General features: G+C 40.8%; 11 protein-coding genes. 10 read left to right on the top strand and 1 reads right to left on the bottom strand.

All coding sequences use genetic code 11. The features are described from left to right. Positions 1-84 precede the first annotated feature (84 nt). From JMX13_RS08605 to JMX13_RS08595, 3 genes are all read left to right on the top strand, one after another. Entirely contained in the window at positions 85-1,050 is a 966-nt protein-coding gene (locus JMX13_RS08605; RefSeq protein WP_201612111.1) for an epimerase, read from the top strand. A gap of 169 nt (positions 1,051-1,219) precedes the next feature. Continuing rightward, complete coding sequence (locus JMX13_RS08600; RefSeq protein WP_201612110.1) at positions 1,220-2,293, top strand: metallophosphoesterase; 1,074 nt, start codon at positions 1,220-1,222, stop codon at positions 2,291-2,293. Positions 2,294-2,408: 115 nt separating this feature from the next. Next, a complete protein-coding gene (locus tag JMX13_RS08595) occupies positions 2,409-3,545 on the top strand; it encodes a metallophosphoesterase (protein ID WP_201612109.1) in 1,137 nt (378 codons plus the stop codon). 124 nt (positions 3,546-3,669) lie between these two features. On the opposite strand, the gene JMX13_RS08590 is transcribed toward JMX13_RS08595, so the two are convergent. Further along, on the bottom strand, positions 3,670-5,160 hold the full coding sequence (locus JMX13_RS08590) for an alpha/beta hydrolase (protein ID WP_201612108.1): 1,491 nt from the start codon (positions 5,158-5,160) through the stop codon (positions 3,670-3,672). Positions 5,161-5,666: 506 nt separating this feature from the next. Here JMX13_RS08590 and grpE point away from each other — a divergent pair. The 7 genes from grpE to JMX13_RS08555 all read left to right on the top strand — a co-directional run bounded on the left by grpE (position 5,667) and on the right by JMX13_RS08555 (position 13,269). After that, complete coding sequence (grpE, locus tag JMX13_RS08585) at positions 5,667-6,281, top strand: nucleotide exchange factor GrpE (RefSeq protein WP_201612107.1); 615 nt, start codon at positions 5,667-5,669, stop codon at positions 6,279-6,281. A 252-nt stretch (positions 6,282-6,533) separates the two neighbouring features. Next, entirely contained in the window at positions 6,534-8,477 is a 1,944-nt protein-coding gene (gene dnaK / locus JMX13_RS08580; protein ID WP_201545044.1) for a molecular chaperone DnaK, read from the top strand. 338 nt (positions 8,478-8,815) lie between these two features. Then, positions 8,816-9,358, top strand: coding sequence for a porin family protein (locus tag JMX13_RS08575; protein WP_201545041.1), 543 nt, complete (start codon positions 8,816-8,818; stop codon positions 9,356-9,358). A gap of 259 nt (positions 9,359-9,617) precedes the next feature. Continuing rightward, positions 9,618-10,166, top strand: a complete 549-nt coding sequence (locus JMX13_RS08570) for a porin family protein (protein ID WP_201612106.1) — start codon at positions 9,618-9,620, stop codon at positions 10,164-10,166. Between the two features lie 184 nt (positions 10,167-10,350). After that, complete coding sequence (locus JMX13_RS08565) at positions 10,351-10,830, top strand: NfeD family protein (RefSeq protein WP_201612105.1); 480 nt, start codon at positions 10,351-10,353, stop codon at positions 10,828-10,830. Positions 10,831-10,845: 15 nt separating this feature from the next. After that, a complete protein-coding gene (locus JMX13_RS08560) occupies positions 10,846-11,706 on the top strand; it encodes an SPFH domain-containing protein (protein WP_201612104.1) in 861 nt (286 codons plus the stop codon). A gap of 186 nt (positions 11,707-11,892) precedes the next feature. Beyond that, on the top strand, positions 11,893-13,269 hold the full coding sequence (locus JMX13_RS08555; protein WP_201612103.1) for an esterase-like activity of phytase family protein: 1,377 nt from the start codon (positions 11,893-11,895) through the stop codon (positions 13,267-13,269). Positions 13,270-13,306 lie beyond the last annotated feature (37 nt).

Raw genomic sequence — 13,306 nt, 5'->3', positions numbered from 1 at the left:
ACCTACAATTAACCTCTTGTTTTTGTAGGAGGTTTTTTGTCACACTGATAAAAATTTAAGATGAATATATAAGGATAAATAATAATGAATATTCTAATCAGTGGCGGCTCAGGATTTTTAGGTAGCGCGTTTAGTGAAGCACTTATCAAGCGTTATCAAAAAGATCATAAAGAGGTGCAGGTTACGTGGCTGACGCGTGATAGTAGCCAAGCGCACCCTGTCGATATTAAGATGATAACTTATGATGAGCTAGCGAAATCGAATCAGAGTTTTGATGTTATTTTGAATCTAGCAGGCGCTGGCATTGCGGATAAGCGTTGGAGTGATGAGCGTAAAGAGCAACTGCTTGCCAGCCGTGTAAAGCCTACTGAGGCGCTACTTGCTTTTATGGCACGTAGTAGCACTAAGCCTAAACTGCTGGTTAGCGGTTCAGCAATTGGTTGGTATGGCGTACAAGGCGATAAACCTTTAACTGAGAGCAGTGATTTTAACACTGATTTTTCGCATAAATTATGTGATGCTTGGGAACAGTTGGCATTGAAAGCCACCGATTATGGCGTTCCTGTGGCCATCGTACGTACCGGTGTCGTTATCCATCCTGAAGGCGGGATGGTTAGCAAATTATTAACACCGTTTAAGATGGGTGTTGGCGGTCAATTGGCTGATGGCAAGCAAATTATGAGTTGGATTAGTCGTGAAGATTGGGTAAGGGCCGCGATATTTATTATCGAGCAGCATCTTACTGGTCAGCAGCAAGCTCATTTAAATAATACTGGCAATATTTTGAAAACAGCAAATGATACACCAGCCGTGGTTTATAATTTAACCGCGCCTAATTCTGTGCCCAATCATACTTTTACTAAGACGCTTGGCGCTTGGTTACATCGTCCGACGTTTTTTACTTTACCAACATTTTTATTAAAGCTGATGTTTGGCGAGATGTCGACCTTGCTGATTGATGGGCAAAAGGTGTTGCCACAAGCATTACTAGATGCGGGCTTTGAGTTTAAACAGCCAACCCTTAAGCAAGCGTTAGAGCAGCAAGTATAAACTTATCTAATCGATTGTTTCACATGAAACAATCCACTTCCTAAAACGAAAAAAATTTGACCATATTCTTTTATAGCTTTTATCAAGTTTCAATAAATAATTATGCTGTCTACAACAGGTAAGAATATTGACGTACTATAAGCCCGTCTTTGGTTGATTCTATTTTATTATGTGGACTTTTATTATAATTACCCAGCTGCTCGCGATGGTGAGTAGCGTGATATTGTACTGGTTTATCAAACCAAAACGGCGCTTGGTCAAATTCGGCTTAGTCTTAAGCGTTTTTATTATCAATAATGCTTTTCTGCTCTACGGATTGAGTGAGTTTTGGCACGAGCGTTTTCATGTCTATTTAGTTGTCAGCATTTTGCAAGGTTTTATGTTCTATGCAGTTTTAATAACCGCTGCCATTACCTTGGTTTATGTTTATATCCTTAAGCAAAAATATCATCCAATGCTCATTAGAACCGTTACTGCTGTGGTTTATGTTGGTATTGTGGGTGTAGCAGTATTTAATGCCTATTCACCTGTTGTGCATCGACTGCAAGTAACGACAGATAAACCGCTTAAGCAACCGCTGCAAATTGCTTTGGTATCTGACACGCATTTAGGCAGATGGTTTGGCAATCGGCAGATAGATAAGATGGTCAAGTTAATTGATGCCCAAAGTCCAGATGTAGTGGTGATTGCAGGCGATGTCATGAATGATTCCACTGATGCTTATGACGATACCAATATGCATGAGCATTTATCAAAATTAACAGCGCCGCTAGGTGTTTATGCCACTTTGGGCAATCATGATTATTCTGGTAATGAAGTCGCCATTGCCAAAGCCGTTGAACGAGCCGGTATTCAGTTGATTGATAATAAAAGTGTCTGGTTGGATAGTTCGGTGTTATTAATCGGTCGTTCGGATGAAACAGATCCTGCACGCCCTGCCGCGACAGATTTACTTGGTGAAGTGAGGGCTGATAAACCGGTGATATTTTTAGAGCATAGCCCTGCCGATTTAGCACAAATAAAAGGCTTGCCTATTGATTTACATTTATCAGGGCATACGCATGGCGGGCAGATATTTCCTTTAACAATATTGCTAAAATGGTTTACGCCACTGGTTTATGGTGCCAAGAAACTAGAAGGTACGCAGTTTTTGGTGACTTCAGGTTATGGTATTGGTGCGGTGCCTTTTAGATTGGGTACGCGTTCTGAGATATGGATGATTACCTTACAGTCTACAAAATAGGCGGCAAAATAAGCAGCACAGTAATTAGAAAAAAAGCTACTAAGAGAGTGCTAATTTAAAAGTACAAGCGCTATCTATCACTAATTAACATCATATAGCACTGCTAGGATTGGTTATGCGCTATGCATTTATTATTACCATTATTGTGCTGCTACAACTATTTAGTTTCGGTGCGGCACTGAGTTTAGAATGGTGGCTACAGCCTTGGAGCCATCCTGCATTACACACCGTTCCATGGATAATAGTTTTTGCGATTACCAATATCCTGTTGCTGCTTACCGTCATAAAGTTATTTGCTAATAGTTATCGCTGGATAAGCGCTTGGATGTTGGTGATGCATTTTATGATACTGACTGCTCTATCAACCAGTCTGTTGTATGCAGGGCTCTGGCTTTTAAGTGAAGTATCTAGCAATGTAGTTTATGATTCAGAAATCTTCGCTATTGGTTTACGAATTTTTGCGCTGCTATTTTTTATAGGGCTATTTATTTATAGTTTATATAGCGCTTATGTGCCAGTGGTGCGCAAGCTATCTATTAAGATTAATAAACCACTTAACCATCCGCTGCGTATTGCGGTAGCCAGTGATTTGCATTTGGGGCGCTTATTTGGCAATAAAGCTATTGCAAGATTGCACGCTCTTATCAATCGTCATCAAGCCAATATATTACTGATGCCGGGTGATATTATGGATGACAACACGCAAGCATTCACTGATTATAATATGGCAGAGAATTTAGCAAAACTGATCAACAGCTTACCGTACGGCATCTATGCGACATTAGGCAATCATGATTTATACGGTTACGAGCAGCCGATTAGTCAGGCTTTACAAGATGCTGGCGTGCAGTTGCTCAACGATGATGTGACTTGCCTGTCGCATCAAGGCCAATCTATTTGGCTGCTAGGACGTTTTGATAATCATAAACGCCAGCGTGTAGCGACAACCGAGCTGCTAGCTCAAGTTAATACGACTGAGCCAGTCATTCTGTTAGACCACAGACCGAGCGATATTATGGCACATAGCCAGTTACCAATAGACTTACAGGTTTCTGGACATACCCATAATGGTCAAATTTTTCCGGCCAATTTTATCGTCAATGCTATTAATCGTTTAGGTTATGGCTATGAAGAAATCGGTACAGGCCACTTTGTAGTGTCTTCAGGTTATGGGTTTTGGGGTATACCGTTTCGTTTAGGGTCACGTTCTGAGATTTGGCTAATTACTTTGATCGGTAAAGCTGACTCATAATAGTCAGTTTGATAGCAATCAGCCCATTCATAATTGATTTTTCTATTTTCTATCCTGTTCAACTGCCCACCAAACTTAACTTTAAACCATGTTTAGCAATCACTCATGGCTATTATTTAGTTAATCATGCTGCTAATAATGCTTGTGTGCTGATAACCTCACGTACAAAGCTGGCAAAATCATCGATAATATAATGAACTTCTTCTCCAAGCCTTTGATGCACACTCATAAAGTGGATAAAACCATGCGGCGCGCCATAGACTGTATAAGTTTGAACAGCGACACCATAGCTCTCTAACTGCTTAGCATAGGCAAAAGCTTCATCACGCAAGACGTCTAATTCTGCCGCAACGACATAGGTAGGGCAGACTTGGCTATTGTCACCGAGCATAGGTGAAGTCAGGATATGCTGGCGTGGTAGCGGACTGTTTTCCAAACACGCAGCATCGAATACTGCCACATCGGCGTGGTCTAATAATAAACCTTCGCCATATAACTCCCAACTTGGATAGTCATTTTCGATATCGGTCACAGGGTATAAAGGCATTTGCGCCATTGGATTTGGCAGGCGCTGCAATAGCTCAAAAGTTTTTTGACCATCAGCACCCAAGTCATGCCACGCTTCTGCAGTCGGGCTGATGACTTGTTGGGCAACCATGGTCGATAATCCGCCGCCCGCACTATCACCTGCCAATAAGATACGCGAAGGCAAGGCGCCAAGCGTTTGACAGTTTTCAGCCAACCATCCATAAGCGGCAATGCAATCTCTTAACGCTGTCGGTGCAGGAAATTCAGGTGCCAAACGATAATCAACACTGACGACCGGCCAGCCTGTTTGCTCACAGACGGTATGGCAAAATTCATGATGAGTGTCGACATCACCGATACAAAATCCACCGCCATGAAAAAACAACATCACGGTTTGGTCAGGATTGCGTTTGGCTTTCTTCTTAAAACTAAAGCCCGAGGCGCTTGCTTGCTTTTGATAGCAACGAATAGTCATATCGTCATCATCGGCATTAGTAATAGTTTTGTCTTGCCAATTGACAGAATTTACATCCTTTGTAGCAAAGGGTTTTATACTGCTAAATAGAGTAGAGCTCGCTTGTTGCCATGCTTTTGGCGCTTGCATCGCAACGGCGTCAGCAGCAAATCGTTTACGCAGCTCGACCATTTCTGCAAGTTGTAACGGAGTTTTCAGCTTGCTATTAACCGCAAGTATTAAGCGCAGATGCGCATCGACATGCTCATATTGCTTGGCGGTCGATCCATGTAAATAACCGACTAGGCTTTCTAATACTGCCTCTGGTAAGCAGCCGATACCTTTCATCGCATAATGCAATAGATGCGGCTGATACGTCGTCATTAAGTTGTGATGAAGGATTTTGTCTCTAATAGGTAATGGCTTAGATTCAGCACTGGCTGCAGTTTCCGTTTGTAAATTATTTAATTCATTATGGTTTGCCGCGTTATTTGACACGTCATCAAATGAGCTTACGGACTTTTCTTGCCCCAAACTTGCAAGCTTTTCTTGGCCCACAACAGTAGGTAAGTTCAGTGTTCTCACTGCTTTATTAAGTAAGGTGTTGACTGATAATGTATTTGGATAAGGCATAACACCTCCTATAAACGCTAAATAATATTTATAGTAATCATAAAATATGCAGAAATAAAGTTGAGTGTTATTTGGTAATAGTTTGAACGTTAATAGTAAGTTATTTGGAATAACTGCCACTTTTTTGTAGGTTTTGTTAGTTAAATTAACTACTTATTGACAACCTGCGTAAACTTAATAATGCTATTTTGAGAAATGTAGCCTGCTATTATGCTGATATTCATCAATATCAAGAAAAATTCCTCAGTTTAGGCTTGAAATTTGCCCCCATCACCTTTATCAAGCAGCTATCAGAAGAGGTTAAGAAAGCGATTGCTAAAAATCCGTGATTTATAAAAAAGTGAGTGATAACGGCCAGATGATTATTAAAAGCCGATAAATCTATTAAGTAAGCAATGGAGAAAAACACAGTTTGGCTAGCCATTAGCCGGTTTATTGTGTTTTTTAATCCAGCATTATTAAGTTAACAACCCCATTAATAATTATATCCCTATTAAGGAGCTATCATGAGCGAGCAGAATAATAACCACGAATCTAATGAGAAAAATATGCAACATGACAATGTCTCACACGATAATGTGGAACACGATGACAGTATTTTGAATGAAACGTTGCAGGAGTTTGATCCAAAAAATAACTCAGGCGCAGAGAGCACGATTGAAAACGATATTGATTTAGACGCGTTTAAAGCTCGTATCGCCGAATTAGAAGGTGAAGTGAAACAAGCTAAAGAGCATACCGCGCGTGCCAATGCCGAAACTTACAACGCGCAAAAACGTATGGAACAAGAAGCGGATAAGAGTAAGCGTTTTGCCTTACAGAAATTTGCCAAAGAGCTGTTAGAAGTGCTCGATAATTTAGAACGCGCTATCGAAAGTGCCCATGCCGATGACCCTGTCACCGAAGGGGTAAGATTGACGCACAAAGCGTTATTGGACGTATTAAATAAGAACGGTGTCGAAATGGTTGACCCACAAGGCGAGAAATTCAACGCTGATTTACATGAAGCGGTCGGTATCGATGCCGAAGCACCAGCTGATACTGTCGGTACAGTGTTGCAAAAAGGCTATAGCTTAAATGGTCGTCTATTGCGCCCTGCAATGGTACGCGTTGGACAATAGTATTCAAAGTCTAAAATTGACGAGGTTAGTATTTAAAAAATAAGTCTTTAACTGTGCTAAACCTTGTTATTAATAAGGTTTTACACAAAAAATCACACAAAAGGCAATATTTAGCTGTGGATTGACTTGAAAAAACGAAGCCTCAAACCGATATAAAGCAACAAGTGACCGACTAGATGTCGATAGTTTTCATAGTCTAGGGTCTGATGATATAGATATTTTTATTTAAAAATACATTAGGAGTAATTAATTATGGGTAAAGTAATTGGTATTGATTTAGGTACAACGAACTCATGTGTGGCAGTGATGGAAGGTGACAAAGTTAAAATCATCGAAAACGCTGAAGGTACTCGTACCACGCCATCGATTGTCGCTTATAAAGATGACGAGATCCTTGTTGGTCAGTCAGCGAAGCGTCAAGCGGTAACCAACCCAAACAACACGCTATTTGCTATTAAACGTTTGATTGGTCGTCGTTTTGATGACAAAGTCGTACAAAAAGACATCGGCATGGTGCCTTATAAAATCGCCAAAGCCGATAACGGTGATGCATGGGTAGAAATCAACGGTAAGAAATTAGCGCCACCACAAGTTTCTGCTGAAATCTTGAAAAAAATGAAAAAAACAGCAGAAGACTATCTTGGTGAAGCGGTGACTGAAGCAGTCGTAACCGTACCTGCTTACTTTAATGACTCACAGCGTCAAGCAACGAAAGATGCGGGTAAAATTGCCGGTCTTGATGTAAAACGTATTATTAACGAGCCAACCGCTGCAGCACTTGCTTATGGTATGGATAAAAAGCAAGGCGATAGCACTGTTGCTGTTTATGACCTGGGTGGTGGTACTTTTGACGTATCAATCATCGAAATCGCTGACGTTGATGGCGAGCAGCAGTTTGAAGTACTTGCGACCAATGGTGATACATTCCTTGGTGGTGAAGATTTTGACTCAGCGTTGATTGACTTTTTAGTAAGCGAATTCAAAAAAGACCAAGACGTTAACTTAAAAGGTGACTCTCTTGCGATGCAGCGTCTAAAAGAAGCTGCAGAGAAAGCAAAAATTGAGCTATCAAGCGCCCAAAGCACTGAAGTAAACTTGCCGTATATTACTGCTGATAGCAGTGGTCCTAAGCATTTAGTAGTGACTATTAGTCGCTCAAAACTTGAAAGCTTAACCGAAGAGTTAGTACAACGTACAATGGGTCCTTGTAAGATTGCTCTCGAAGATGCTGGTCTAAAAATCGGCGATATCGATGATGTCATTTTAGTTGGTGGTCAGACTCGTATGCCTCTAGTACAGCAAAAAGTACAAGAGTTCTTTGGTCAAGAGCCACGTAAAGATGTCAACCCTGATGAAGCGGTTGCCGCTGGTGCTGCGATTCAAGGTGCAGTATTATCTGGTGACAAAACCGACGTGCTATTGCTTGATGTGACGCCATTGACGCTAGGTATCGAAACAATGGGTGGTGTTATGACGCCAGTTATTGAGAAAAACACCATGATTCCTACCAAGAAATCACAGGTATTCTCAACGGCAGAAGACAACCAGCCAGCCGTAACGATTCAGGTTTATCAAGGTGAGCGTAAAATCGCTAACCAAAATAAACAGCTTGGTCGTTTTGATTTGACGGATATTCCACCAGCACCACGTGGTCTGCCACAAATCGAAGTTACCTTTGACATCAACGCTGACGGTATCATGAATATTTCAGCGACTGACAAAGGTACAGGTAAAGCACAAAGTATCCAGATTAAAGCGGATTCTGGTTTGTCGGACGAAGAAGTTGAACAAATGGTACGTGATGCTGAGGCCAATGCCGCTGAAGATGAAAAGTTTGCTAACCTTGCGCAAGTGCGTAACGAAGCAGATGGTCGTATCCATGCGGTACAAAAAGCGTTAAAAGAAGCCGCAGATAAAGTATCTGACGATGAAAAATCATCAGTAGAGACGGCTATCTCTGAGCTTGAAGCAGCTGCTAAAGAAGACGACCACGACGACATCAAAGCCAAGCTTGAAGCATTAGACAATGCCTTCTTGCCAGTTAGCCAGAAGATTTATGCGGATGCAGGCGCTAGCGCTGAAGGTATGGATCCAAACCAGTTCCAACAAGGTGCGGATAATGCAAGCGAAAGCAATCAAGCAGACGACGATGTGGTTGATGCTGAGTTCACTGAAGTTGACGAAGATAAAAAGTAATATGATTGCTTAAATCAATGTTTATTTGATAGTTGATTTTATAATAAAGAACGCATCTTTCGAGATGCGTTCTTTTATTTTACAAAGTCTGTTAAAGCTAATGAGTAGGAAGTATTACTCAAAACCGGTGGTTGTAACAAAAGATTTCATATAGTGCCCTTTGTAACCCGAAGGCTGACAAACACTTGCAAAAGTTAACTTTCTTACCATTAAACACTGACAGAGTTTTTGACATAGTTTGTTACTATGTATACATCGTTAGCAAACAAGGCGATATGGCGAAAAGCCCACATAAATAAATAACTTGTTTGTACCAATTAATTTTTAAGGAGCTACACATGAAAACACTACAAAAAACACTACTTGCACTAGCAGCTGGTTCTTTACTAAGCATGGGTGCACAAGCAGCCGTATCTTATGGTAACGGCTATACTGGACAACCATACGTCGGCGTAAAAGTTGGCCAGTTTGACTTAGACGTAGACGGTGCTGATAAGCCAACTGCTTATGGCGTATACGGTGGTTACAACTTTGATCCTAACTTCGGTATCGAAGCTGAATACGTAGGTTCAGATGACGCTGATTACTATAACGGTGACATCGACGCTAAATCTTATGGCGCATACGGTACTTATCGCTATCAGTTCCCTAACACTGGTCTATATGCCAAAGGTAAGTTAGGTGTGGCGAAAACTGAAATTGAAGGTAACTATCTAGTTAAAGATGCTGAGAGAAAGTCAATCTCTCAGAGTGATACTAGTCTAGCTGGTGGTATAGGTCTTGGATATTCAGTAAACCCTAACTTCAGCGTTGAAGCTGAATATGACAAATTAGGTAGTGATGCTGACCTTATGACCGTTGGTGCACAACTTAAATTCTAATTAATTGAAATTTAAGTTTAAGTTCTATAATTAGTAGAAACTTAGTCACTAAAGACTTAGATACTAATTAAAATAAAAAACGATCACGTCGGTGGTCGTTTTTTTATGGCAAAAGAAAAAGTGATTTAAGCGTCATTAAAAAATAAGTATTACGAAAGTTATTCTGTTAATATTTCGCGTCCAACAATAGTTGAACTAATTTGTATGGTTTATAATATTCATCCAAATTGGATTTTAGTTTTATTTAACGGGGAAATATATGAATACTTTACAAAAAGCTTTGAGCGCACTAGTAGTTGGTTCTTTACTGACTGTAAGTGCACAAGCAGCAGTTAATTATGCAGGTCAGCCTTATGTTGGTGTTAAAGCTGGTAAGTTTCTGGTAGATACTGATGGTCTAGATGATCCTACTGCTTACGGTATCTATGCGGGTTATAACTTTGATCCTAACTTTGGTGCTGAAATTGAGTATGTAGGCTCTAGTGACACTGATGTTGATACGGGTGTTATAGGCGTTAATGCTGAATATAATCTTAAAACTTATGGCGCCTACGGTACTTACCGTTATCAATTCCCTAATACCGGTCTATATGCCAAAGGTAAAATAGGGTTTGCTAAAGCTGAGCTTGATGTTTCTGCAAGCAACGTTTTAGGAGGCTCTATTAGCGATAGTGATAGCGATAGCGGTCTTGCTGGTGGTATCGGTCTAGGTTATAACTTTAATCCTAACATGAGCATTGAAGCTGAATATGATTATGTTGCTGAAGATATTGCGCTATTAACTGTTGGTGCACATTACAAATTCTAGTATAAGTCTAGGTTTTTAGCTTTACTATTTGCAAAGTTAAATCAGTTGAATAAATAAAACGATCACTTCGGTGGCCGTTTTTTTATGCGTATAACTTTTAAGGCGTTGTTTGATAACAAAATGTGCTACATTGAAAGCTAGTTTGGCAAGAATAGGGAATATAACAATAATGGAGATGCTTTGGATGCTTGAACCTTGGCACTGGCTGGTATTAGGCTTTTTGTTGCTAATCGTCGAGATGTTTGTGCCGACGTTTGCCAGCCTTTGGTTTGGGGCCGCGGCTATTATTATTGCCGCCCTCTCATGGTTGATACCTATCTCTGTATCCGTACAAATCATTATTTGGTTGATACTTTCAGCTATATTTTTATTGGCATGGTTCAAATTTATCAAGCCACTTTCTGTTGATCGTACTAAAGCAGGATTGGGAGGTAGTGTGATTATCGGTGAGACCGGTATGATTATCTTAGCACCACAGCCAGATAGAGCAGGTATGGTGCGCTTTAGTGTGCCTATTGTTGGTGCCGCCGAATGGATGTGCCGTACGCGCGGAGAGCAAGTGGCAGTCGGTGATAGAGTGATGGTAACAGATATCGTGGGCAATGAGCTGATTGTCAGTACGATGACGTCACAAGCAATGATGAATAAAAACAGTCAAATATAATAATAGGGGTGGAATATGGGAAGTTTTAGTATTGTTATGATGGTTCTAGTTATACTGGTCGTACTTACAGTATTTAAAGGCGTACGGATTGTCCCACAAGGCTATAAATGGGTGGTTCAGAGACTCGGTAAATATAGCCAAACCCTAGAGCCTGGATTAAACCTTATCATCCCTTATGTCGACAATGTGGCTTATAAAGTCACGACTAAAGATATCGTGCTTGATATTCCCTCGCAAGAAGTTATTACGCGAGACAACGTGGTGATTATCGCCAACGCCGTTGCTTATATTAATATCGTCCGTCCTGATAAAGCGGTTTATGGTATCGAAGATTATGAGTACGGTATTCGAAATTTGGTACAGACATCTTTGCGTTCAATCATTGGTGAGATGGATTTAGACAGCGCTTTGTCGAGCCGTGATGAAATCAAAACCAAATTGAAATATGCCATCTCAGAGGATATCGCTGATTGGGGGATTACCCTAAAAACGGTAGAAATCCAAGATATTAACCCTTCGCAGACCATGCAAGCGTCGATGGAAGAGCAGGCAGCAGCAGAGCGTCTACGCCGTGCCACCGTCACCCGTGCTGATGGGCAAAAGCAAGCCGCTATCTTAGAAGCCGATGGTCGCTTAGAAGCGTCACGCCGTGATGCTGAAGCGCAAGTGGTGTTGGCGAAAGGTTCAGAGGAGTCTATTCGTCTGATTACAGCGGCAATGGGCACGGAAGAGATGCCAATCGTCTACTTATTGGGTGAGCAATATATCAAATCGATTCGCCAGTTGGCGGAGTCCGATAACGCGAAAATGGTGGTACTACCCGCTGACATTCTAAGTACAATCAAAGGCATGGTAGGTGATAAGCTTAAAGTTTAACTAAGCATGTTTTAAGCGTATTTAAATCTGTTATAAAAATAGTCAGTGAGCGTTTTACGTGCTGACTATTTTTTTAACTTTAATTTATACATAATCATCTCAGTAGTTTTTTAGCCTGCGATATTTTTTTTATTTAATAATAAAAATACGCCTATCAAAATAAATAAATAAATGAGGAAAATAATAATGACCACGCAAGATATAAATGCTGCAATTATTGCTATGAATGAATTTCCTCAAGGTAGCCCCTTACCTTATACCGTGCTTGATGCGACGCATATCAATGCCGCTTATCCTGAGCGCAGGTTAGAAATTCGTGGTGGTGGCTACGGTTCAGATGCTGCGGCACATCCAACCAATGCTAATCAATTTTATGCCCTTACCGATCGTGGTCCTAATGCCGACTTTGACGGGATTGATGGTAAAGGTAAGCAGTTTCTCGTACCAAACTATACGCCATCTATTGGACTGTTTGAATTACAAGCTGATGGCAAAATTATCAAAGTAAAAGAAATAATTCTAAAAGATAGCAGTGGCAATCCTATCTCCGGCTTACCAAACCCAAAGGCTTTTGGCGGCACTAATGAAGTACCTTATGATGTTAATGGTCAGCCGATGACGGTCAATCCAAGCCTGCCTTTTGATGCAGTGAACAATCCTATCAAAACCGATATTAATGGTTTGGATCCTGAAGGGTTGGCAGCGCTCAAAGATGGCAGTTTTTGGATCAGTGATGAATATGGTCCGCACCTTGTGCATTATGATGCCAATGGGTTAGAAATTGGGCGTATCAATGCTTTTGCCAGTGATGAGCGTAATAATGTGATGGTTGATGGTAAGACACTTTTGTTACCGACAGAGTTTACCAAACGCCGTGCCAATCGCGGTATGGAGGCGTTAACGATTACGCCCGACCAAAGCACGCTGGTCGGTATCATGGAGTCATCCATGGACAATCCCGATAAGTCAGGGCGTATCTCTAGTTTGGTACGTATGGTCACGATTAATTTATTTTCGGGGCAAATAGCGCAGTATTTATATCGATTGGATAATTCACAGCACGTCACTTCTGGCATCGTGGCGCTTAGTGACCATAAGTTTTATTTGATAGAACATGATCGTAAGTTTCCGCTACAAGATGAATCGGCACAAAAACTCATTTATAAAGTAGATATCGCGCAAGCAACAGATATTGAAACTATTTTAAATGATGAAAGTGTTAAACAGGACGATACGCTTGGTTTGACCACTAATAGCCAAACACTTGAGCAGTTGATTGCCACTGACGAAGAAAACTGGCAAATGCTTGAAAACATAAACATCACGCCCGTTAAAAAAACCTTGGTCGTCGATGTCTTAGCGAGCTTAGAGTATCCGCATGATAAACTTGAAGGCTTGTGGCTACGGCAAGATGGCTCATTAGGTTTGCTCAACGATGATGATTTTGCGATGACAGATACAGATATAATCAATCCAAAAAGTAGCGTTGAACAAAAATATCTCGATAAAGAAAAAACGATAATAGATGCCAATCGACTATATATTGTGATGCCGACAGAGTAAAGCGGCCTGATTTAACATAAATTCATTTACTATAAAA

The organism is Psychrobacter immobilis (genome assembly GCF_904846285.1).
Lineage (GTDB): Bacteria > Pseudomonadota > Gammaproteobacteria > Pseudomonadales > Moraxellaceae > Psychrobacter > Psychrobacter immobilis_D.
The sequence above is the reverse complement of the archived record's forward strand: the minus strand, read 5'-3'. Positions and strand labels throughout refer to the sequence as shown.